The organism is Schaalia odontolytica (assembly GCF_002847525.1).
Classification (GTDB): domain Bacteria; phylum Actinomycetota; class Actinomycetes; order Actinomycetales; family Actinomycetaceae; genus Pauljensenia; species Pauljensenia odontolytica_B.
Genome location: NZ_PKKM01000001.1, coordinates 1 through 23,352, shown reverse-complemented (window position 1 = coordinate 23,352; position 23,352 = coordinate 1). Strand labels below are relative to the sequence as shown.

Sequence of the window (23,352 nt, the reverse complement as noted above, 5' to 3'; positions counted from 1 at the left end):
CCTTCCGGGTACGTCTACCGGCTACTTATCGACATGAAGGTTGGCGGCGCGTCTGGACCAAAAGGCGCATGGACACCCGTACGATTTGATTTGTGAATGAAAACGCGGTGCCCGAGGAGTTTATGCGGGCCCTGCTGTCCCTGCGACAGGCGGACCACCTGCCGCACATACTCCTCGAGGAGGTTCCCTCGCCTCGTCGTTTGGCGCCCTTCACGGCGGCGCTCGCGATGCGAACCACCGACGAGGACGAGGCTGGACAGCCCCTATCGACTGGTCGCATGGTGATCCTACACGACCCCGTGGAGCAGATCGGTTGGAACGGCACCTTCCGCGTCGTCGCTCAGATGCGCGCACAAGTGGACTCAGAGATGATCGGCGATCCGATGCTCTCGGAGGGAATCTGGGGCTGGATGCTCGACTGCCTGGACACGGCTGGCGCTGGTCTCCACGACTTGACCGGCACGGTGACCCGGGAGATGAGCGAGACCTTCGGCGGCCTGGAGTTGCGCGGATCGTCACTGTTTGTCGAGGTCCGCGCGTCGTGGACACCGAACAGTGAGTATCTTGGTGAGCATCTGTCCGGCTGGGCGGATGTCATGCGTCGGACGGCAGGAATCGTGCCTGCCCGTCATCTCGAAGGAGTCTGAGTGCTGGTCAACAATGGCGGCGGTTTGCCGCAGGGCGATACGGATAATCCGGAGCTCATTGCGCAGCCGCGTGGGGGGACCCCCGCCGTCATTGACACCCCGAAGGACCTTGAGGCCGCAGCTCGTGCACTGAGTACTGGTTCGGCTCCGATCGCCCTGGACGTGGAACGGGCTCAGGGCTTCCGCTACGGCTCCGATCCTTACCTCGTGCAGATTCGCCGCGAGGACGTGGGCACGTTCCTCATCGACACGCACGCACTGCCTGACCTGTCCGTGCTTCAGCCGGGTGTGGAGGACGTGTGGCTGTTGCACGATTGTTTGCAAGATCTGCCGAATCTGCGCCAGGTTGGACTGCGCCCCTCCGCTCTCTTCGACACCGAAATCGCGGCGCGCCTCATCGGCCTGGAGCGTTTCGGCCTGGCGGCCGTCGCCGCGCAGGTGCTCGGCCTGGGCCTCGTCAAGGATCATCAGGCCTCGGATTGGTCGGTGCGTCCTCTGCCGAAGGAGTGGCTGCGCTACGCAGCCCTCGACGTTGAACTGTTGACGGAGCTCTACTACCGCCTCTCGAAGCGGCTCGATGAGATGGGTCGTTGGGAGTGGGCGCAGCAGGAGTTCGCCTACGCCCTGTCGGTCACCCCTCCCGGCCCGAAGCCCGATCGCTGGCGTTCTGTGCCCGGCGCGGGCAAGATCCGTTCGCGGCGCGGCCTCGCGGTCCTGAAGGCCCTGTGGGAGACACGCGAATCAATCGCTCAGCGCATCGACCTGAGCCCGGGCCGCCTCGTGCGCAACGCCGCCCTCGTGCGCGCGGCCTCGAATCCCCCGCGCAACAAGCGCGCGCTCATGAGCATCAGCGAGTTCCGCTCCCCCGTCGCCCGCCAGTACGAGGAGGAGTGGATGCGAGCCCTCGCCAGCGTGGCCGCCATGACGGAGGAAGAGCTGCCTCCCAAGCGCAAGCCCGTGCAGCCGGGATCGATCCCGGAACCGCGCCACTGGAATCGCATCGACGAGGCCTCGGCCGCGCGCCTGGGAACGGTGCGTCACGCGGTCGCTTCGGTCGCGTCGAGTCTCGGTCTGGCACCCGAGGTTGTGCTCGCTCCCCAGGTGCAGCGCTACCTCGCGTGGGCTCCTCTGGATCCGTCACGCCCGTCGGGTGATGAGGTCGAGGAGCGTATGGTCAATCGCGGTGCGCGCGACTGGCAGATCGATCTGACGCTCGACCCGATCTGCGACGCGCTCGGCGTCTGATTCGAATGATCTAGCGTTCGCCGATTCGCTCGACGAGCTCGCGGGCCGCGCGTTCGATGCCGTCCGCGTCGAAGCCGAACTGCGCGATCATGGCCGCGCGGTCGCCGTGCTCGGGGAATCCCTGCGGCACGCCCAGGCAGCGCACGGGAACACCCGTCTCCGCGACCGCGTCGCGCAGCGACCAGCCGAAACCGCCCTGGACGATACCGTCCTCGACACTCACGACGCAGTCGTAGTCCCACGCCAGCGTCGCCAGATCCGGGCAGATGGGGATCATCCACTGCGGGTCCGCGACCGTGACGCTCACGCCGTCGGCCGACAGGCGACGCGCGGCCTCGATCGCATCGGGCGCGCAGGCGCCGGTGCCCACGATGAGCACCCGAGCGCGTGAATCAGCCACTGCCTCGTCGAAGAGGATGTCCACTCCCCCAACGCTGCGTAGTGCTGGCATGGGCTCGGGCAGCGATCCCTTGCGATAGCGGATGACGGTGGGAGCATCATCGACGTCGAGCGCCTCACGAAGGCGTGCGCGCAGCGTCTCCTCGTCGCGGGGAGCTGCCAGACGCAGGCCCGGGATCATCGAGCACATCGCGATGTCCCAGACACCGTTATGCGAGGCGCCGTCCGCGCCCGTCACACCCGCGCGGTCCAGTACGAAAGTGACGCCCGCGCGGTGGAGGGCGACGTCCATGAGAAGCTGGTCGAAGCCTCGGTTCAGGAAGGTCGCGTAGAGCGCCACGACGGGGTGCGCGCCCTGGTAGGCCATGCCGGCGGCGGAGGCGACGGCCTCGGCTTCGGCGATGCCGACGTCGATCACGCGACCCGGGTAGGCCTCGTGCATGGGGCCAAGGCCCACGGGACGCATCATCGCGGCCGTAATGCCGACGATGTCATTGCGTGAGGCGGCCTGAGCGCAGATCTCGTCGGCAAAGACTCCCGTCCAACCGAAGCGCTCGGGGGCGACCGGAAGCCCGGTCTCGGGGTGAATCGGGCCGACCGCGTGGAAGCGGTCAGCGATGTCTTCCTCGGCCGGCGTGTAGCCGCGGCCCTTTTCGGTGATCATGTGGACGAGGACCGGCTCGTCGAGGGAGCGACCACGGCGCAGAGCGGTCTCGACCGCCGCGATGTCGTGGCCGTTCACGGGGCCGATGTACTTCAGGCCCAGGTCTTCGAACATAACCTGGGGCATCAGCGCGTCCTTGATGCCCGATTTCAGGCCGTGCAGCGCGTCGTAGGCCGCGCGTCCCGGCGTACCGTGGCTCAGCAGGTGCTGTTTGCCCCACGCCAGGGCCTTCTCGTATCTGGCGGAGGTGCGCAACGCGTCCAGGTGAGCCGCGAGACCGCCGATCGTCGGCGCGTAGGAACGACCGTTGTCGTTGACGATAATCATGATGCGGCGATTTTTCGCCGTCGCGATGTTATTGAGGGCCTCCCACGCGAGGCCGCCCGTCAGCGCACCGTCGCCGATCACGCCCACGGTCCACGTGCGATCCCCCTGGCGATGCTTCTCGCGCGAGATGCCATCCACCCACGCGATCGACGCCGACGCATGCGAGGACTCGACGACGTCGTGCTCAGACTCACCGCGCGACGGGTAGCCGGACAGGCCTCCCGGGCAACGCAGCGAGGAGAAATCTTGACGTCCGGTGAGGAGCTTATGCACGTACGCCTGGTGGCCGGTGTCAAAAACGATCGTGTCCTGCGGGGAGCGGAACACCCGGTGCAGGCCGATCGTCAGCTCGACAACGCCCAGGTTCGGGCCGAGATGCCCGCCCGTGCGCGACACGTTGTCAATCAGGAACGCGCGAATTTCCGCCGCCAATTCGTCCAGCTGCTCGCGTTCCAGGCGACGCAGCTCCCGCGGTGCGCTGCAGCGCGACAGCAGGTCGCGTGACTCTCGTGTTCCAGACATGAGAACCAGTGTAGTTGCCGAAGCGTCTCATCTACAGATCAAAGTGCATGTCAGGTACGTTCGGCCCGCGCAGGCGACAAGCGCGCGCACTAAGATAGGTGGTGTTGGCTCGCCGTACCGCTTAAGGAGGCACTATGTCCGTCACCGTCGCACCCCACGGCCTGTGGAAGTCCCCCATTTCGGGCGATTCTTTCACTGCCCGTTCGGTCACGCTCTCCCAGGTTCGCGTCGACGGACCCGACACCTACTGGGTCGAGGGGCATCCGCGCCAGGGCGGACGTGGGACGCTGCTGCGCCGTCGCGGTACGGGGGAAACGGGCGAGGTTCTGCCTCTCATCGACGGTTCCCGCCTGCCCGATGTTGGCACGCGCGTGCACGAGTACGGCGGCAAGGCATACGCCGTCCACCACGGCGTCATCGTGTTCTCCGATCAGACCGACGGCCGCGTCTACGCCTTTGATACGGCCGATCCGCGCCGCGTCGTGCGTCCCCTGACGACCCTGTCGAAGGTCCGCTACGGCGACTTCTGGATCGCCGACGTGCGCGACCTCGTGTACGCGCTGGCCGAGGACCACTCCGCCCCGGGCGAGCCCGTCAACAAGATTGTCGCTATTCCTCTCGATGGCTCCGCCGCCCGCGACGACAGCGCAATCATCACGGTGTTTGAGGGCACGGACTTCGCTCAGGCGCCGACCGTCTCCCCCGACGGCACGAAGATCGCCTGGATCACGTGGAACCACCCGAACATGCCGTGGACGTACTCGCAGCTGCGCGTCGCGTCCCTGACGTTCGAGGGCGCCATCGATCAGGAGGTCGTCCTGGTGGATCGCCCGGGCGTGTGCGTCTACGAGCCGCGCTGGACGCTCGACGGCGATCTCATCCACGTGGATGACTCCTCTGGCTGGGCGAACCTGTACCGCACTCAGGGCTTCGTGTGGCAGGAGGGCGAGGACACGAACGCCTGGACCTCGCGTCTGCGCACTCGCGCGCTGCACCCGGGCCCTCACGCATTCTCGCACCCGCACTGGCAGCTGGGCCTGCACTCCTACGACAACTACGACAACGACTACCTCGTGTGCTCGTGGGCCGAGGACCAGGTCTGGCACATCGGCACTGTACGCATCGACAACGGTATGGCCGAGGAGTGGGCGACCGGTTGGTGGCCGATCGGTAACGTCGCCGCTGCGGATGGCCGCGTCGTCTTCCTCGCGGATTCCGCGACGCACGCTCCCGCGATCATCGAGGTGTCGCGTGGCAAGACCAAGGTGCTGCGTCCCTCGTCGGAGGCCGAGGTGCCCACCGCCCTCGTCTCCACGGCTGAGATGCTCACCTGGAAAACCTCGGACGGCGAGGAGGCTCACGGCTTCTACTACGCGCCCGTGAACCCCGAGTTCACCGCCCCCGAGGGCGAGCTGCCCCCGCTCATCGTCAACGTGCACGGCGGACCGACTGACGCAGCGCGCCCCGGCCTGCAGGTTCCCTTCCAGTACTGGACCAGCCGCGGCTTTGCGGTTCTGGACGTGAACTTCCGTGGGTCGACGTCCTTCGGCCGTCCCTACCGTGAGCGTATCAACGGCAACTGGGGCGTCATGGACGTTCAGGACTGCGTCGACGGCGCTCAGTACCTCATCGATCTGGGCCGCGTCGATCCGAAGCGAATCGCGATCCGTGGTCGTTCTTCCGGTGGCTTCACCGTGCTCAACGCGCTTGCCTCCTCCGACGTGTTCACCGCCGGTGCGTCGTTCTCGGGCATCGCCGACCTGGTGAAGTTGAAGGAAACCAGCCACAAGTTTGAGTCGCACTACGACGCGATTCTGCTCGGCACCGATGACACCTCCGACCCGGTGTGGGCGCAGCGTTCGCCCATCAACCGTGTCGGTGATATTAAGGCGCCGCTCATGCTTCTGCAGGGCACCGACGACCCGGTCGTTCCCGCCTCGCAGGCCCAGGAGATGTATGAGGCGCTGCGCGCCAACGGTAACGCGGTCGCCCTCAAGCTCTACCAGGGAGAGGGACACCTCTTCCGCTCGGCCATCAACATCAAGGATGCGTGGCAGTCGGAGTTGGCCTTCTACAGGACCGTCTGGGGCATCGCCACTGACGCCCCCATTCACGTGGAGATCGCAAACCTGTGACACCTCTTAGTCAGTCCCCGCAGCCAGAGGAACCGGCTGCGGGGACTCGCTTGCGCATCGGCCATACGGTCGCCGCGCATCGTTCCCTGCTCGGCGTCGCCTCCGCACTCGTTGGCGCAGTCGTCGGCGCAGCAGCCGTCGTCTTTAACCTCGCGATTCGCGCGTGGACGTGGGTCTCCACCGGCTTCGACGAGTACACGACCCACGTCGGCCAGTCGCACGGCGTGTGGGGCTGGGCGCCGTGGCTCTTCCTACTTCTCTCCCCCGCCATCGCCGGCCTGCTGTACGGGCCGCTCATTCAGCGCTTCGCGCCCTCGGCGAAGGGGCACGGCATCCCTGAGGTGATGCTCGCGGTACGCCGTAAGGGAGGGCGCATCCCTGGGCGTGTCGCCATCGTCAAGATCCTGGCCTCGGCCCTCACCATCGGCTCGGGCGGGTCGGCGGGACGCGAGGGTCCGATCGTGCAGGTGGGCGCATCGCTGGGATCCACCATCGCGTCGTGGCTGCGCATGCCCGTCTCCCGCGTGGTCCTGTTGGCCTCGTGCGGATCGGCGGCCGGCATTGCGGCCACATTCCACGCTCCCCTCGCTGGCGCGGTGTTCGCCCTCGAGGTGATCCTCGTCGAGTTCACGGCCGAGACCTTCGGCTTCGTCGTGCTCTCAGCCGTGACCTCCTCGGTGGTCGCGCGCATACTGCAGGGCGATGAGATGGTCATTCGCGTCGCCGACAACCTGACCTTCGCGTCAATGTCGGACATCTGGTGGGTGGCGCTCCTCGGCCTCGTCGCGGGGCTGTGCGGCCTCGGTTTCTCGAAGCTCCTGTATGCCTCGGAGGACGCAATCGACTGGCTGTGGGCACGCACGCACCTGCCGGAGTGGGCGCGTCCGGGCGTGCTCGGCCTCGCCCTCGGCGCGGCACTCGTTGCTTTCCCGTACATGTTCGGCTCGGGCTATCCGCTCGAGGAGGAGGCAATCGCGGGGAACTACTCGATCGCGTTCCTGCTGGCCCTCATGCTGGGCCGCGCTGTGTTCACGTCGTTCACGATTGGTATGGGCGGTTCGGGCGGCGTCTTCGCGCCCACGCTATTCATCGGCGCGATGGCGGGCGCCGCCTTCGGAGATCTCGTCTCTCCCCTGTCCGATTCTCCCGTCGGCGTGTTTGCCGTGGTGGGCATGGGAGCCGCCTTCGCGGGTGCCGCGCGCGCCCCGATGACGGCGGTCCTCATCATCGTGGAGATGACCGGCCAGTTCTCGTTGATCCTGCCGATGATGCTCGCGGTCGTGATCGCGACGGGTGCGTCGCGTTTCCTGACTCGCGCGACAATCTACACGGAGAAGCTGCGCCGACGCGGTGATGTGCTCGACGACCCGGTCGAGGGCACGCTGCTCGGCACTCGCGCGGCGTCCGAGTGGATGACGGAGGCGCCAGAGACACTCTCGTACCGGGCGAGCGCCGCGTCAGCGATTGCCGCCCTGCGCCGCACGAAAGAAACGGTTCTGCCCATCGTTGATGAAGAGCGGCACTTCATCGGCCTCGTGTCGTCGCTGCGCCTGGCTGAGCTCACGCAGGAGGACGGATCGCTGGACGCTCCCCTGTCGGATTTGCCTCTCATCGACGAGGCCGTGGCAGCCTCTGCTCCCCCGTCCGAGGTTCTCGGTGCGCTGCGGCGCACAGGCCTGCAGTCGCTGCCCGTCGTGGATGAGGATCGCCAAGTCATCGGCTGGGTGTCCGAGCGCGACCTGGTGGATCGCATGTACCGCGATCAGCGCCGCGCGATCGAGGCCCGCACGCAGACGTCGTGGGGCTCGCGCATGCAGGAGCGCAGGAAGACACGCTAGCGCGAAGAACCCGATACCTGCGGACCATACAGCACGACACAGCTCGGTCGGACTGCACACAAAACCGCATGCAATTCCCGGCACAGTAGCGTCAGTTCGTATCGGATCGATGCGGTCCGCAAGGGAATTGCATGCGGAATTGCATGGGTTCAAGCAGCCATACCGAGCTGGCCTGCCGCGAAAATGCTCTGATGAGGCTGAAGTAATCGATTGCGGACAAAATGGGCTTATTTGTCGCGGCTCAGAACCTTTAGGATGAACGTCTCAGTGCGCGATGAGTAAAGGTATCGCCTCAGCGAAGTCATCGCCCTATCGATAGAAAAGAGCAACTCGAGTCCTGCGTAAATTCCCGATGCTAAAGACCATTCAACCTTCTTTTTGCGCCTGTCGATCACATCTTGGTCAACCACTCCAACACAAGGCCCCTCCCCCTCAATCCATGAACGAACTCCGCCTTTTGTGAAGAGAGAACGCTCGGCAGTTTCGACAGAATTTAGTTTCCGAAAGCCATGATAATATAAATCCCATATATCTTCGTCATAGACAGAGAACGCCCTTACGAAACGTTCCAGCTTATCACCGGACAATCTTTCAATAATATCGCACAATTCCTGCAAGTCAACATTTTCCAAGAAGCCATACCCATTAAACTCCTCCTTGAAAACATCATCATTAAACTCATCCACCCTCGGAAACTCAACATCATCAAAAGACTGCGAATCGGAAAACAACCGCCGCATTTGCAATTCAACAAGCGACGAACGAACACCAACAAGATACTCAAAATTCAGACAAATATCATAAGCATTTCGCTCAAACCAGAAGAGTAGCTCTTCATACGAGAATACCACTTCTTTACGATAGACAATACTCTCTTTTTCAACCAATCTTCTTACATCACGCTTATGACTATAAAAGTACAAATAGAATACAATTGAAAATATAGGAAGCAAAGCCAATATTGCAGGCACTTTTACCAAAACAACATTAAGTAACTGCCCCAAGGAAATAGATCCTTTAATCGGATCAATTATTTCACGACAGTATTGCAAGACAGGAAATTCACATGCCCCCAGCGCAAAATACGCTGACATAACGGACAGACAGACTGGAACAGAAAACAGCATCCGCGCAACCCTCGCCAATCCAGCGCGCACAGACCACGATGACAGCCCCCGCCAAACACGATCATAACTAGCATCATCAAAATAGTCCCACCCTTGACAAAGCAGAAAGGTTAGCTGCCCAAGACAATGATCTAGACGAATTGCCACCAAAGCGCCATACGCACTACCTTTTAAAATTGCTCGACGACCCCAACGCCGGATGCGAGAAGAGCAGTTTACATATACTTGCTTAATAAGCACTTCCCACACGGACAAAACAACAAGCAACCCAATACACCGCACAACAATTAGCAGGAACAAGCTCACTCCCGGCGAATGTGCACTAGAATCACGAAATATTTCTAATCCTGGCGCCCATAAATGGAGAGTTATCGAAAACACAATGGGCATGATGAACTTACGCGCAATAATTTTCATCCGCATATGCTTTATCTCCATCTAGAGTTTCCATCACCGTTGATGGGTCCACCATATCAAGATCGTGTCAACACAGATACGCACTCCACATGGTGAGTGTGCGGGAAGAGATCCCAGGCCTGCAGTGACTCGAGCTCGTATCCGGCCTCGGTGAGGGTACGCAGGTCGCGTGCGCCCGCCGCCGGGTCGCATGACACCAGGACGACACGAGGGGCACCCGTGGCGGCGATTGCCACGCACACCTCGGCTCCCGCGCCGGCACGCGGCGGGTCAGCCACGACAACGTCCGGCACCGTTCCCAGCTGGCCCGACAGGTCGACGACTCCCTCACGATCAACGTTTCCGGCGAACGCGTCCACCCAGTCGAAGGCAGCAAGGTTCTCGCCGGCGTCACGCACGGCGCCCTCGTCACCCTCGAGCGTCACAACGCGCCCCGACTCGCCGACGGCGCGCACGAGCGGCACGGAAAATAGACCCGCGCCCGAGTACAGCTCCATGACCGCACGCCCAGCCCCGGCCTCGCCCGCGCCGAACGCAGCAGTCAGCACGGCGTTCGCAAGCACCTCAGCGCCGCGCACATGCGTCTGCCAGAAGCCGGAGGGACGCACGTAGTACGACTCAACGCCGGAGCCGACGGGCACATTCCAGCGCAACACGTCGGCGTCGATGCGCACGCCGTCGGCGGCGTACGTGTCCTCGCCGATGAGAACGACCGGATCGCCGCCTGAGGGGGCCACCGCGCGCACGCGGTCACCCGGCTTCCACAGGCGACGCCACGGCGTGTCCTGATCGAAGAGTCCGAGTTCGCGGATCGCGGGGACAGCCAGCGGCATGTCCTCGAGCGCGATCACGCGGCGACCGCGGAACTCGTGCATCCCGGCGCGGCCATCCGCGTCGATAACGACGTCAATGCGCGAGCGACGACCGGTGAGCGAATCGCCCGGATCCTCGTCACCGGGCGCAGGAGCGACACGCACTCCACCGAGGGCGTCCACGGCCTCGGACAGGGCCTCGCCGCCCACGCGACGCAGCTGCCCGGCAATCACGCGGGACTTCCAATCGCGCTGAGCAGCCGGGGTCAGGTGCGCGAGCTCCCCGCCTCCGACGCCTCCCGGACCGGCCTGGGGCCAGACGGACTCGACGCGGTCGGCCGAGGCCTCAACGACCTCAATGGCATCCGCCCACGCGAGCTTCTTCTGGACGGCGGTCACCCGCGCGCGGACGATCTCGCCGGGTGCCGCGTGGCGTACGAAGACGACGCGACCACTCTCATCGCGGGCGACACACGCGCCACCGTGGGCAGGCTCGCCAACGGTCAGCTGGAGGACCTCGCCGATCCCCTCGCGGGGCTGAGCGGATGCCGTGCGACGGAGCGGAGAGGGACGACGGCGGGACGGACGGGGACTCATTCGTTCTCCTCGGCGGGGCTTTCGCTGCGAGTGCCGCCGGGCTGCTCGGTTCGGGTCTTCGAGTCTCCGGAGGCCGGTGCTGCGACCCGCGAGAACGGATCATTGACGCGCTGTCGGCCTTCCACGACGTCGTCCTCACCAAGCTGCCACGGGACGATCGTGATGACCACGCCGGGAACACCGAGGAGCGCGGCGCGCAGACGCAGGGCCGACTGATTGTGCACAAAGTTCTCCCACCAGTGGGTGACGAGGAACTGCGGCATGTAGACCACAAGCATCTCGGTGGGCATCGCGCGACGACGCCCGCGCACGTACTGCAGGATGACCGAGGCGATGTCACGGTAGGGCGCGGACAGGAGCGTCAGCGGCACGGGAACGCCGGAGGCCTTCCACTGGCGCAGAATCTTGTTTTCTTCCTCATCGTCGGCGACGACGGAAACGAGCTCGATCGACGTCGGCGAGGAGGCACGAGCCGCCGCGATCGCTCGCATGGCGGGGCGTGACAGCGAGGACACGAGGACGAGGGCGCGCACGCGGGTCGGCAGGGCGCGGCGCGCGTTCCAGTCGTCCACGCTCAGCTGCGAGCGGATCGTCTCGTAGTGGCGGTGAATCGAAATCTGGATACCGAAGGCAACAGCGATCATCAGCAGGGTGATCCACGCGCCGTGCGTGAACTTCGTGGCCAGGACGATGATGAGCACGATGCCGGTCATCATGAAGCCAACGATGTTGACGGCACGCGAGCGCAGGACGGTCATACGCTCCTGGCCCGACTGGCGCGAGCGGAGCTGCTTGTTCCAGTGCTTGATCATGCCCAGCTGCGAGAGCGTGAAGGAGATGAAGACGCCGACGACGTAGAGCTGGATGAGGCGCGTCGTCTGCGCTTGGAAGCCGACGATCAGCGCGATCGCGGCGACCGTCAGAACGACGATGCCGTTCGAGTACGACAGACGGTCGCCGCGTCGCACCATCTGGTGCGGCAGGAAAGAGTCACGCGACAGAACCGAGGCCAGGGTCGGGAAGCCGTTGAACGCCGTGTTCCCAGCGAGTACGAGGATGAATCCGGTGACGACCGTAATGAGAATGAAGAGGATCGATCCCTGACCGAACACTGCGGAGGCGATCTGCGAGATCGCCGGATCGATCGGTGTGTTCTCCGGGACGGGCGCGCCCTGGTAGGTCAGCTGGGTGGCGGCGTCGTCGACGATTTTCACGCCGGTCGCGCGCGCCAGCACAAGGATCGAGATCATCATTGAGGCGGCAATCAGACCGAGCATCGCCAGCGTGGTCGCCGCGTTGCGGGACTTGGGGCGGCGGAACATGGGCACGCCGTTGGAGATGGCCTCAACGCCGGTGAGAGCCGCGCAGCCCGAGGAGAACGCGCGCATGAGCAGGAAGGCTCCCGCGAGTCCGGCGAGGCCGTCGGCGTGAGCGGGAGCAGCGACGAGGTCGTAAGCGGCCGTCGGGGCGGCACCCAGGTGTCCCGTCGCCATCTTCGCAAAACCAACGACGACCATGAGGCCGATGGCCCCCATGTACAGATACGTGGGCACGGCGAATGCTCCGCCGGCCTCGCGCGTGCCGCGCAGGTTCAGAGTGGCCAGGATGACGACGAGCGCTACCGCGATCGGCACCTCATGACCGAGGAGAGCCGGGACGGCGGTCGTGATGTAGTTCGCGCCCGATGAGATCGAGACGGCAACCGTGAGAATGTAGTCGACCAGCAGGGCCGAGGCAACGAGCAGACCCCAGGAACGCCCCAGGTTCGTGGTCACGACCTCGTAATCGCCACCGCCCGACGGGTAGGCGTGCACCGTCTGACGGTACGACGCGACCACGACCGCAAGCACGATCGCGACGACGACGCCCACCCACACGGACTGAAGCGCGGCCATCGAACCGGCGAGTGCGAGGGTAAGGAGGACTTCGTCGGGCGCGTAGGCGACCGAGGAGAGAGCGTCCGACGCGAAGATCGGCAGGGCGATGCGTTTGGGGAGAAGCTGGTGGCCCATCGCGTCCGATCGCATCGGGCGCCCGATGAGCACGCGCTTTGCGTAGGCCAACAAGTTCGTCACGGTTGTTAAGCGTAGTCCACCTGACGGTCCAGTGGCAGCGCCGAAGCACACGCATGGCTATTACGCGAGGACCGGAGTAGTTTGGTAGTCGTGCACTTTGTGATCATGGGTTGCGGGCGCGTCGGCGCTCGCCTGGCATCGACGTTGGACGCTGCGGGCCATTCCGTGGCGGTTATTGACCAGGATTCCAAGGCTTTCTCTCGCCTGTCGCCGGACTTTTCCGGTCGTCGCGTGACGGGCGTGGGCATGGACCGCGACTGCCTGCGTCAAGCGAACATCAAGGATGCGTACGCGTTTGCGGCCGTCTCATCGGGTGATAACTCGAACATTATCGCCGCGCGCGTCGCACGTGAGGTCTTCCACGTCGAGCACGTGGTCGCGCGCATCTACGACCCGACGCGCGCCTATCTGTACGAGCGCCTCGGCATTCCGACGGTCGCCTCGGTGCAGCGCACCACCGAGTCGGTGATGCGCCGCCTGCTCCCTCCGGATGCATCGCTCATCTGGTCCCACCCAACCGGCGAGGTCGGCCTCGTGAACGCGACACCTTCCCCCGGATGGTACGGCCTGAGTTTCCAGGTCGTCGAGGAGCTCACGGGCTGCCGCATCGTCTTCACATCGCGCTTGGGATCCATCCGCACCGCGTCGCCGGACCTCGTGGTCCAGGAGCATGATCAGCTGTACTTCGCGATCAACGGGACCGAGACCGCGCAGTTGCGCGACCAGTTGGCTAACTCGCCCAAGACGGAGGTGTGAGCATGAAGATTGTGATTGCTGGAGCCGGATCGGTGGGCCGCAGCGTCGCCCTGGAACTGCTCGCTCACGGACACGACATCACCCTGATCGACAACATGCCCGAGAAGCTGCGCATCTCGTCCGTGGCAGACGCGGACTGGGTGCTCGCCGACGCGTGCTCGCCTGACGCGCTGCACGACGCAGGCGTGGACGAGGCCGACGTGATGGTCGCCGCGACCGGCGACGACAAGGCGAACCTGGTCATCTCCCTGCTGGCCAAGACCGAATTCGCGGTCCCCCGCGTGGTTGCTCGCCTGAACAACCCGAAGAACGAGTGGCTGTTCGATCAGGCGTGGGGCGTGGATGTGTCCGTGTCGACGCCGCGCATTATGACATCCCTCGTCGAGGAGGCGGTGTCGGTGGGCGTTCCGGTGCGCCTGTTCTCCTTCAACACGGCCGCCGTGTCGATGCACGCGCTCATCCTGCCCGAGGATTCCCCGGTTGTGGGCAAGCGCGTCCATTCCCTGGCGCTGCCGGCCCGTTCGGTCCTCGCCGCGCTCCTACGCGACGGCCGTCCGATCACGCCAAGCGCCGACGACGTGTTCGAGGCCTCCGATGAGCTTCTGCTTCTCGTGCCCGATGCGGACACCGCCGAGCTGGAGGACCTGCGTCAGTTGGTCGCTTCCCCGGAGTCGGAGGAATCATCGGAGGACGAGGAGTAACGGCGCAGGCCCCACCACGTGGCCCAGGCGCCGAGCCCGAAGAGCGGCAGGCCGAGGATCAGCTTGGCCACGCCGAGCGCCGCGACCTGTCCGCCGAGCCAGAGGGGCGCCTGAACGGCAACGCGCAGCGCGAAGATACCGGCCCACATCCACGTCAGCAAGCTGCAGCTGCGGCGCAGGTCCGCGTACGTGGGGTCTGACTGCCACCCCTTGGGCAGTCCGGTCAGCGGGCCGTAGAACTGGGCGACGAGGCCCCTCCTGAGCAGAACGGACACGGCGAATACGAGGGCCATGGCGATGTTCGTGACAATACCCCACGCGAAGTAATTCTCTCCGCGCCCCGTCGCGGCCGCGAAGATGACGCCGATGGCGACACCGAACAGCCCGGACAGTGCCTGTTGGAGCCCCTGGCGTTGAACGAGGCGGATCACGCAGGCAAGAAGCGCGACGCACGATGCCGCGATCAGCGTGGGGACGAGCGCACGCGTGGCCACGTACACGACAACGAACACGAGGCCGGGTGCGGTAGCTTCGATGACGCCGCGCGTGCCTCCGAGCGCGTCGGACCACGAGAAGTCATCGGAGGTTGCCTGACTCATCCAGCGTGGGGTCGGCATCAGCCTTCCCCCGCGATCACGCGATAGAGGGGGTTAATGATGACGAGGCGTTCGCCCACGCGACCGACGGTGCCTTCGGCCTCGAGACGTTGGCCGACGCTGAGCCCGGGAATGGACGCGCGGCCAGGCCAGCGCAGCTCCAGGGTGTCAGTACCGTCGTACAGGGTCGCAACGAGGACGCGCTGGGCTCCCTCCTCGGGCGGGTACGTCATACCCAGCAGCGTGCCGAACACGAGCACATGAGAGCGGTCGGTCACGTCGCGGATGGGCGTGACCCCGCGGGCGGCGCGCGCCGAGTCCTCGTCAAGGGCAGCGTCCAGGGAACGCGTGTCCTTGTCGAGACCGAGTGCCGCGCCCACCCGAGCGATCCACGAGGCCATGTCAGGCTTCCTGGGCACCCGCAGGCAGGTGTACCGGGAGCAGCTCCAGGCGTGTGCGCGGGTGCTCATCGCGTCGCACGATGATGCGGTCGATGACCTTTTCGATCTCGACGCCGGCTTCCGCGTTCGCGGCGGCGGGGCCGAGGATGTCGATGCGGGCGAACCAGCGGTCGCCTTCGCGGCCGATGATGCGCATACGCGAGGTCGCGGAGCGTCCGTCGGGCATCTGCATTGGCATGTCGACGAGGAGCTCGTTGCCGTAGCGCGTCGGGTAGTCGGCTACCTTGGCGCCCTGGTCTTCGAAGCCTTTGCGAATTTCTTCGCGCAGTTCCTCCCACACGCCACCGGAACGGGGCGCGGCGGCGACGCTCATCTGGATGCCGGAGCTACCGAGAACGACGAGGATCTGCAGGACGGTCGTTCCGTCGTCGGCGACCTGCGTGCGCAGCTGCATGCCCTGAACCGCGGGGAACAGGATGGATCCCATGTCGACGTAGCCGTCGGAGGCGTCGACCTCACCGTAGTTGCGAGGACCGGGCTCACTCCAGATGTCCGCATCTTCGTCGCTGAGGCGAGGCAGGACCTCGACCTCTTCGATGTCTTCTTCAGCGTTCTTCTTGTTGCGTCCGAACATCGTCCTACCTCACATCGCGCACTCGGTGCACACGGGGGCGCCGTTGGCGTCCACGTGGTCGAGCTGCGACGCGTGGTGCACGAGGAAGCACTGCGAGCAGGTGAACTCGTCTTCTTGACGGGGAACGACGTGAACGGTCAGTTCTTCCTTTGACAGGTCAGCGCCAGGAAGCTCGAAATTCTCGGCGGCCTCGTTCTCGTCTTCCTCGATCTCGGCGGAGCCGGCGTCGTTGCGACGGGACTTCAGCTCCTCGATCGAGTCCTCTGCGACCTCGTCTTCGTTCTTGCGCGGCGCATCGTAATCGGTTGCCATGGTTCTCCCCTTTCGCCTCTCGAGCCGGTTTGCGCGAGTGGTCTATGCGCAGGGAGGATAACACTTGTGAGAGTAATGTGCCATCGTATGTGTGACACGCGCCCAGCTACGCGACATTCTTTGCATTATTTGAGACGATTCGACCTAGACGTTTGAGGAGGAAGTGATGATTGAGCTCGAATTGCTCGGGACCAGCGCCGATGGCGAGTCCCTGGTGCTCACCGATGCCCAGGGTGAACGCTATTCGGTGTTGATCTCGGACGAGCTCCGCGGTGCGACGCGCCGCGACCGTCCGCGGGTGGAGCTTGCTCCCGCTCGCCCCACCCTCGCTCCTCGTGACATTCAGGCCCTCCTGCGCGCTGGCGCAACTCCTCAGGACATTGCGTCCGAACACGGAATGGAAGTCAGCGCGGTCGAGCGCTTTGAGGCTCCCGTGCAGGCCGAAAAAGATTATGCGCTCACCCGTGCGCGCGCCGTTCGCGTCGGCGAGGGTGGTCCGACGATGGGTGATCTCGTCGTCGATCGCTTGGCCGCACGCGGCGTCGACCCCGCTTCCCTGGAATGGGCTGCGACCCGCGAGGCCGGGGAGCCCTGGCAAATCATCGTGACGTTCGTGCAGGGAGCCGCCGAGCATGCGGCCCATTGGCATCTGTCGAATTCCGGCTCGCTGGAGGCTATCGACCAAGAGGCTCAGTGGCTGACCGAGCAGGTGTCCGTCTCTCCGACGGCGTCGATCTTCACTCCCCTGCCTCGCACGGCTCCCACTCCCACTCCGGATCCGGACGAGGAGGATCTGCGTAACCGCGAGGCAATCGTCGATCAGCTCAACGCCGTGCGCGGCAAGCGCCAGCAGATTGACCTGGATCTGGACGACGAGGTGGACGAGGAAGCCGAGTACCTGGCCGCAATCGCTGGCGAGGAGGAGGCTCCCACGACGGAGCCCGACACGTCGACGGGCCCGATTTCCGCGCGCATCTATTCCCTCGCGTCGGCGCGCACGAAGTCTGAGGCACCGGCACAGACCTCCGAAGACGCGCTCTTCCCCGCGACCGGGCAGATTCCGTCAGCTCGCCCCGCGGCAACCGGCTCCATCCCCGTGGCTTCGCGGTCGCCGAAGAACGAGGCCCCGGCCTCGTCGGGCGTGCTGCCGTGGCTCTCCGATGCCCCCGTGTCTTCGGACGTGGACAAGGGCGAGGAGCCAAAGGCCGAAGAGCAGGCGACCCCCGCGATCCCCATGAAGGCCGTGTCGGCGCCCGATTCCGCTGAGTCCGCACCTGCCGAGGCAGAGGAGAGCGCGACCGGGTCCGTTCCCGCTCAGGGAGTGACGGGTTCGAGGATGGCGCGCGCTTCCTCGAAGAAGACCCGCCGGTCGGTCCCCAGCTGGGACGAGATTCTTTTCGGGTCGAAGTCCTAAACCGTTCACACGTCAAGCGGCCGCTCACATCAGTAAGCGGCCGCTTCGCGTATGTCCCGTTGTCGTCCTACGACAGGACGATGACGGGAATGCGCATTTCCGTGGAGGTGAGCGATCCGTGCACACCGGGCATAGCAATCGCCGAAGCGCTTTGCGTGCGTGAGTCGACGACTCCGCCCCGGCCTCGTGCGAGAACGAGGAAGTCTCCGATAATCGACGCGCCGTCACCCGCACCGATAAGGGTGCTGATGTCGTCACCGGACACGACCCAGGCGCTCTCCCCCAGGACGTCGCGCCAGCGCGCCTCCACCTCGTCGGCGCGTCCTTCCTCGGCGTGGACGTGCACCGCGCGAGTTTCTCCCGCGATGATGCGCACGCCATCGCGCAGGGCGGGCGTGGATGCGACGTCGAGGATCTGCGTGGCGTCGACGTTGATCATGCCATGATCGGCCGTCATGACGGTGCGCACGCCCGCGGGCAGCGACCTCAACAGCCGGGCGAGGCCCGCATCGAACTCTTCGAGGCCACCGATCCAGCTGTCCGAGCCGACGCCCGAGCCGTGGCCGGCGTGGTCGATCTCGGACCAGTAGAGGTACACCACGGGCGTTCCCGCGCGCAGCTCGCGCAGGGCGGCGCTCACGCGCTCATCGAGCGTCTCCGCAGGCACGTGACGCGCTCCGCGCAGTGCGGCACCCGTTAGTCCGGAGCCCGCAAAACGCGCGGGCGAGATGACGGCCGAGGACACGCCAACCGCTGCGAGGCGCTCAAAGTACGTGGGGGTGGGCTGCCACTCGGTGGGCGCGGGCCCACCCTCCATGGCCAACAGGTTCATGACGCCGCCACCGTAGGCGACGGAAAAGCCCACCATGTTGGTCGCACCCGGGCGAGCCCCCGTCCCGAATGCCGTGATGGCCGCGGCCGTCGTCGAGGGGACGACCGTGTGGATCGAGCGAATATCGTTCCTCACGCGGCGCAGCGTCGGCGTATGCCCGAGGTGATCCTGGATCAGCTCGTACCCAAGCCCGTCCACGAGGATGAGGAGCACCTGCTCAGCCCCGGCCTCGATCCCGAGGGCGTCGGCCGCCTGCGCCGAGGCGCCGGGCAGCGCTGAATCGATCGATGCGAGGGCGCCAGCGATAACGTCCGTGATGACAGGATCCCCCGCGCCGGGCAGGTCGGCGCCAGGCAGGTCCAGCGTCAGTTCGCGCTCACTCACTGCGGGTCCCCATCAGTGTGGCAAGGTGATCGACGAAGACCATGGCCTCGTCGAGGGCGTCCTGCCCATCGGCGGCCGCGGAGATACGGAAGGTCATGTCGTCGGGGAAGGACGTGCCCGCCAGGCCATGATCGGCCATGCAATTGGGGTCGTCGCAGCGGGCGGGCTCAAGCTCGAGGCGGCGCGCGCCCTTCAGGTCCAGCGCAATCGTCATTTCGGACAGGCCGCTCGCGTTCTCCGGATCCGTGTAAACCTCCATCGTGGAGTACCCGGCGATGTCGCCGACGCGATGCACGGCCGTCGCGATCGTCGCAGAGCCGCCGTCCATCTCATCGACGTGCAGCTGGACGATGGCGCGGTCCGTCAGCGAGGCGACCGTCAGGTGCCGGAATACCGATCCGCGGTCGAAACCCGTATCCACCTGGCACAGCGTCACGATCGGCTCCGCGGCGCCCAGAGCGCGGCGCAGCGCGCGCTGCACGGCCTTGGGGTAGAAGCCCCCACGTTCGATACGGGTCCATGTGTCCATGCCCCAATTGTGCCCCGAAGCGGCGCGCCAGTCGATATGAGCGCCAAGCCGCGCAATAATTGCGCGTATGGCTAAGAAGGACCAGGTCGTCGACATCCCTGAGAAGGACGAGAACATCACAGAGATCGACGTATCCGATGAGATGCGTGGGTCCTTCCTGGAGTATGCCGTCTCGGTGATCTACGCTCGCGCGCTCCCCGACGCGCGCGACGGCCTCAAGCCCGTGCAGCGCCGCATCCTGTTCCAGATGGATCAGATGGGGCTGCGCCCCGACAAGGGACACGTGAAGTCCCAGCGCGTGGTCGGCGAGGTCATGGGTAAGCTCCACCCGCACGGCGATTCCGCGATTTACGAGGCCTTGGTGCGCCTCGCGCAGCCCTTCAACCTGCGCGTTCCCCTGGTCGATGGGCACGGTAACTTCGGCTCTCTGGACGACGGCCCGGCCGCCGCGCGTTACACCGAGGCACGCATGGCACCCGCCGCGCTGGACCTGGTGACGGGCCTGGACGAGGACACGGTCGACTTCGTCCCCAACTACGACAACCAGTTCATGCAGCCGGACGTCCTGCCGGCCGCGTTCCCGCAGCTGCTGGTCAACGGCGCCTCGGGTATCGCCGTGGGTATGGCGACGAATATCGCCCCGCACAACCTGTCGGAGACGATCGCGGGCGCCATTCACCTGCTGGATAACCCGTCGGCGTCCGTCGCCGACCTCATGCGCTACATTCCGGGTCCCGACCTGCCTGAGGGTGGCGTCATCGTGGGTCTCGAGGGCATCAAGGAGGCCTACGAGACGGGCCGAGGCGCGTTCAAGACCCGCGCGAAAGTCCAGATCGAGCGCGTGACCGCCCGCAAGATGGGCATTATCGTCACGCAGCTGCCCTACATGGTCGGTCCCGAAAAGGTCATCGAAAAGATCAAGGAAAACGCGAACGCAGGACGCCTCAAGGGTATTTCCTCGGTTCAGAATCTCACGGACCGCATCCACGGCCTGCGCTTGGTCATCGAGGTGAAGAACGGTTTCAACCCCGAGGCCGTGCTCCAGCAGCTCTACCAGCGCACGCCGCTGGAGGATTCCTTCTCGATCAACGCGGTGGCGCTCGTAGGCGGCCAGCCGCGCACGCTGGGCCTCAAGGAGATGCTGCAGGTCTTCCTCGATCACCGCCTTGATGTCACGACGCGCCGCAGCCGCTTCCGCCTGAAGAAGTGCGAGGATCGCCTGCACCTGGTCGAGGGCCTGCTCATCGCGATCCTGGACATCGACGATGTTATCGCCATCATTCGCTCCTCCGACGACGCGGAGATCGCGCGCGAGCGCCTCATGACGGCCTTCGACCTGTCCGAGGCCCAGGCCAACTACATCCTGGAGCTGCGCCTGCGCCGCCTCACGAAGTTCTCACGCATCGAGCTGGAGACCGAGCGCGATGAGCTGCTGGCGAAGATCGCCTCTCTGCGCGAGATACTGGAGGATCCGGAGTTACTGCGCGCGCTCGTGAAGAAGGAGCTGCGCGAGGTCTCGGATCGCCTGGGCACGCCGCGCCGCACGCTGCTGCTTGCGTCGACGGGCACGCCCGTGGGAGCCGCGTCCGACGATGCCGCGCTGGCGGCCCTGCCGTCGGTGTCGCGTTCCGGCAAGGGCCTGGACCTGCAGATCCCGGACGACCCGTGCGTCGTGGTTTTGTCCTCCTCGGGGGCTCTCGCCCGCGTCGAGGGCGGGGATCCCCTTGAGCCCGGACCTCGCGCGGCGTCGGACGGCTGGCGCGTGCAGCTGCCGTCGACGGCCCGCTCGCAGGTAGCCGTGGTGACGGAGGACGGCATCGCCCACCGCATCGACGTCGTGGATCTGCCAGCACTCCCCCGCTTTGAGACGGGCCTGTCCCTTGCCGGGGCGATGCCTGCGTCACTCCTGCTGCACACGGACGTTCCCGCCGTTGGTCTCCTCGATCCCGAGGGCACCGATGTGGTCGCGATGGGCACGGCTCGCGGCACGGTCAAGCGCCTGCGCCCGGACGTGCTGCAGCGCGACGAGTGGGAGGTCATCGCCCTGGAGGATGGTGACCGTCTAGTGGGCTTCGATCGCTGCTCGGACGAGGCGGACCTGGTGTTTATTTCGTCGGACGCGCAGATGCTGCGTACCCCCGCTGCGAAGGTTCGCCCGCAGGGTCGTACGGCCGGCGGCATGGCGGGTATGAAGCTGAACGCCGGTGCCGAGGCCTTGGGCTTCTGGGTGGTCGAGGCTCCCATCGACGCCGTCGTCGTGACTGTGGCCGCCGCTCTGGGCGCACTGCCGGGCACGGGCCAGACGACGGTGAAGGTGACGCCTTTCGAGTGCTACCCGGCGAAGGGCCGAGGCGGTCAGGGCGTGCGCTGCCAGCGCTTCCTGCGCGGTGAGGATCGACTCGATATCGCGTGGGTGGGCACGAAGCCGGCACGCGCCGCGTCCGCGGATGGTTCGCCCATTGAACTGCCCGCCGAGGACGAGCGCCGCGACGGCTCGGGCGTGCCGATCACCTTCGCGATCGCGTCGATCGGCTGACGCCCCCTTCTAGTCATGACGGTGGGGTGGCCGGGATTGCTCCCGGCCACCTCACCGTCGTCTCTACACACTATTTCGCGTGGTAGCGAGGGCTTGTTCCCAGGTGGGTAACCGAGGTGTTCATCGGATCCGTCAGCTTGGATTCATCAAGGCCTCGATACGTGTAGGAGTTGTCGTTAACAATCTCCGTCGGATCAACAATGCCATCCAGGTACTGTTGCACTTCCGACTGCGTGGGACTCGAGCCTCCCCCTTTATCGGCAAGCGGATTCTCATCGGGGAATTGACTCGGATCCGTCTTGACCATGGCAGCGGGATCAATAGCACCGTATCCCGTGTATTGGTTCCATCCGTGATCGGGATTCAGTCCTGTCTTCACGAGAAGTTGCAGGAGCTGGTTGCTGGTCGCATTTGGCCACTTCTGGCGGGCTAGGGCAAGGGTTCCGGCAACAATTGGGGCGGAGACCGATGTTCCCGACACTTGTGTGACCTGCCCACTTACGTAGTCGTGTACCGCAAGTGGGCCTCCAACAGCCGCGGTAGTAACTCCCTGTCCCCAGGACGAATACTCCTGCCTGCTATCATCAATCCCAATTGCAGAAACGCCAACTACTCCCGACCACTGCGAGAGAGAAGTCGCGTTACCATCGGTCGCTTCATTACCTGCAGAAGCAGTAATGATAATTCCCTGAGCCATCGAGCGTGCTATTGCCCATTTCAACTCATTTTCTTGAGACGTACTAGAGGAAGACAAATTGATAATCTGCGCACCATCGTTCATTGCTGAGTTCAGCAACCATGCATAGCCGTACTTGATGCGCGAACTACCATCAATACAGTCGGAGGAAGGTTGATCGCCATCCTGCTTGGAACCTGTCCGATACGCCAGCAAGGTTGCATCTGGGGCGACACCATAATTTGGGGAAACCAGAATTGAAGCCACCGAGGTTCCGTGGCTTTTGGAAGCCAAAGATGAGTTAATTGAGCAAGTTTCCTTTTCTTGGATCGATGCACCGGCAAGTTCTAGCGCAGTAGTCTCAACCGGTCCATCAATCATTGCAATCGTTACGCCTTTACCCGTGTAGCCCTTCGCCCTGGCTTGGTCAAGGTGGTAGTAGGTGAAATATGGTTGGTCAGCGGCAGTAATAGGGTCAGCCGCATGCGCCGGGGCGACAGGTACAATAAGCGACGCTGCCGTGAGGGCGACAGCAGATGCAACAACAACACTGCTCCGATGAAGGCAACGAGTGGTATTCACTGAATTCACCATTGCCTGATATCCCATCCATCGTTCTTTCGACTCACCGGCTCAATGTCCTTATCCGAACCGTACGTCTGCGAGAGAGGATTGATGGCTCTTCATAATTGAGGGTGTAGTTGGGGTCTGAATCCTCCGGTTTCGAGGAGTGCTCGGGTGATGTAGTGGTTGAGGTTTCGGAATCCGAGTGCGGA

At 64.6% G+C, this 23,352-nt stretch carries 19 protein-coding genes; 8 read left to right on the top strand and 11 right to left on the bottom strand.

The annotated features are described in order from the left end of the window. Positions 1-122 precede the first annotated feature (122 nt). The gene (locus CYJ22_RS00095; protein ID WP_207760488.1) at positions 123-647 is read left to right on the top strand and encodes a DUF3000 family protein; all 525 of its coding nucleotides are present in this window, start codon (positions 123-125) and stop codon (positions 645-647) included. Then, the gene (locus CYJ22_RS00090) at positions 648-1,892 is read left to right on the top strand and encodes an HRDC domain-containing protein (RefSeq protein ID WP_101600174.1); all 1,245 of its coding nucleotides are present in this window, start codon (positions 648-650) and stop codon (positions 1,890-1,892) included. Between the two features lie 10 nt (positions 1,893-1,902). On the opposite strand, the gene dxs is transcribed toward CYJ22_RS00090, so the two are convergent. Then, entirely contained in the window at positions 1,903-3,804 is a 1,902-nt protein-coding gene (gene dxs / locus CYJ22_RS00085) for a 1-deoxy-D-xylulose-5-phosphate synthase (protein WP_101600172.1), read from the bottom strand. Positions 3,805-3,938: 134 nt separating this feature from the next. On the opposite strand from dxs, the gene CYJ22_RS00080 reads away from it, so the two are divergent. Continuing rightward, positions 3,939-5,939 (top strand): alpha/beta hydrolase family protein, encoded by a 2,001-nt coding sequence (locus CYJ22_RS00080; protein ID WP_101600171.1) that lies wholly within the window; start codon positions 3,939-3,941, stop codon positions 5,937-5,939. Positions 5,940-5,989: 50 nt separating this feature from the next. Next, on the top strand, positions 5,990-7,777 hold the full coding sequence (locus CYJ22_RS00075; RefSeq protein WP_101600169.1) for a chloride channel protein: 1,788 nt from the start codon (positions 5,990-5,992) through the stop codon (positions 7,775-7,777). Between the two features lie 227 nt (positions 7,778-8,004). Here the strand turns inward: CYJ22_RS00075 and CYJ22_RS10070 are convergent, their stop codons facing one another. The 3 genes from CYJ22_RS10070 to CYJ22_RS00060 are packed head-to-tail and all read right to left on the bottom strand — an operon-like array spanning position 8,005 to position 12,805. Then, positions 8,005-9,321 carry a hypothetical protein gene (locus tag CYJ22_RS10070; protein ID WP_207760480.1) on the bottom strand — a complete coding sequence of 439 codons (1,317 nt, stop codon included), beginning with the start codon at positions 9,319-9,321 and terminating at the stop codon, positions 8,005-8,007. A gap of 56 nt (positions 9,322-9,377) precedes the next feature. Continuing rightward, positions 9,378-10,730, bottom strand: a complete 1,353-nt coding sequence (locus CYJ22_RS00065; protein WP_101600165.1) for a class I SAM-dependent RNA methyltransferase — start codon at positions 10,728-10,730, stop codon at positions 9,378-9,380. Beyond that, entirely contained in the window at positions 10,727-12,805 is a 2,079-nt protein-coding gene (locus CYJ22_RS00060; RefSeq protein WP_101600162.1) for an APC family permease, read from the bottom strand. Before CYJ22_RS00060 ends, CYJ22_RS00065 begins: the two co-directional genes overlap by 4 nt. Before the next feature lie 105 nt (positions 12,806-12,910). On the opposite strand from CYJ22_RS00060, the gene CYJ22_RS00055 reads away from it, so the two are divergent. Both CYJ22_RS00055 and CYJ22_RS00050 read left to right on the top strand, forming a co-directional pair. Beyond that, positions 12,911-13,561, top strand: a complete 651-nt coding sequence (locus tag CYJ22_RS00055) for a potassium channel family protein (protein WP_207760487.1) — start codon at positions 12,911-12,913, stop codon at positions 13,559-13,561. Positions 13,562-13,563: 2 nt separating this feature from the next. After that, on the top strand, positions 13,564-14,262 hold the full coding sequence (locus CYJ22_RS00050) for a potassium channel family protein (RefSeq protein ID WP_007590488.1): 699 nt from the start codon (positions 13,564-13,566) through the stop codon (positions 14,260-14,262). On the opposite strand, the gene CYJ22_RS00045 is transcribed toward CYJ22_RS00050, so the two are convergent. Genes CYJ22_RS00045 through CYJ22_RS00030 form a run of 4 tightly spaced genes read right to left on the bottom strand, consistent with a single transcriptional unit; the run spans position 14,211 to position 16,205 of the window. Then, positions 14,211-14,879 carry a DUF3159 domain-containing protein gene (locus CYJ22_RS00045; protein WP_101600160.1) on the bottom strand — a complete coding sequence of 223 codons (669 nt, stop codon included), beginning with the start codon at positions 14,877-14,879 and terminating at the stop codon, positions 14,211-14,213. The two genes, CYJ22_RS00050 and CYJ22_RS00045, sit on opposite strands and share 52 nt — an antisense overlap. Beyond that, complete coding sequence (locus CYJ22_RS00040; protein WP_007590497.1) at positions 14,879-15,259, bottom strand: OB-fold nucleic acid binding domain-containing protein; 381 nt, start codon at positions 15,257-15,259, stop codon at positions 14,879-14,881. The genes CYJ22_RS00045 and CYJ22_RS00040 overlap by 1 nt, the downstream gene beginning before the upstream one ends. A gap of 1 nt (position 15,260) precedes the next feature. Next, positions 15,261-15,893 (bottom strand): DUF3710 domain-containing protein, encoded by a 633-nt coding sequence (locus CYJ22_RS00035; protein ID WP_007590503.1) that lies wholly within the window; start codon positions 15,891-15,893, stop codon positions 15,261-15,263. A gap of 9 nt (positions 15,894-15,902) precedes the next feature. Further along, a complete protein-coding gene (locus CYJ22_RS00030; protein ID WP_003792577.1) occupies positions 15,903-16,205 on the bottom strand; it encodes a DUF4193 domain-containing protein in 303 nt (100 codons plus the stop codon). A 166-nt stretch (positions 16,206-16,371) separates the two neighbouring features. On the opposite strand from CYJ22_RS00030, the gene sepH reads away from it, so the two are divergent. Continuing rightward, complete coding sequence (gene sepH / locus CYJ22_RS00025) at positions 16,372-17,619, top strand: septation protein SepH (protein WP_101600158.1); 1,248 nt, start codon at positions 16,372-16,374, stop codon at positions 17,617-17,619. A 67-nt stretch (positions 17,620-17,686) separates the two neighbouring features. Here the strand turns inward: sepH and CYJ22_RS00020 are convergent, their stop codons facing one another. Both CYJ22_RS00020 and CYJ22_RS00015 read right to left on the bottom strand, forming a co-directional pair. Beyond that, positions 17,687-18,835 (bottom strand): alkaline phosphatase family protein, encoded by a 1,149-nt coding sequence (locus tag CYJ22_RS00020; RefSeq protein WP_101600156.1) that lies wholly within the window; start codon positions 18,833-18,835, stop codon positions 17,687-17,689. Further along, positions 18,828-19,364 (bottom strand): DUF5998 family protein, encoded by a 537-nt coding sequence (locus tag CYJ22_RS00015; RefSeq protein WP_101600154.1) that lies wholly within the window; start codon positions 19,362-19,364, stop codon positions 18,828-18,830. Before CYJ22_RS00015 ends, CYJ22_RS00020 begins: the two co-directional genes overlap by 8 nt. A gap of 67 nt (positions 19,365-19,431) precedes the next feature. Between CYJ22_RS00015 and CYJ22_RS00010 the strand changes: the two genes are divergently transcribed. Continuing rightward, the gene (locus tag CYJ22_RS00010; protein ID WP_101600152.1) at positions 19,432-21,900 is read left to right on the top strand and encodes a DNA gyrase/topoisomerase IV subunit A; all 2,469 of its coding nucleotides are present in this window, start codon (positions 19,432-19,434) and stop codon (positions 21,898-21,900) included. A gap of 70 nt (positions 21,901-21,970) precedes the next feature. Here the strand turns inward: CYJ22_RS00010 and CYJ22_RS00005 are convergent, their stop codons facing one another. After that, positions 21,971-23,185, bottom strand: a complete 1,215-nt coding sequence (locus tag CYJ22_RS00005) for a S8 family peptidase (protein WP_101600150.1) — start codon at positions 23,183-23,185, stop codon at positions 21,971-21,973. Between the last annotated feature and the right edge of the window lie 167 nt (positions 23,186-23,352).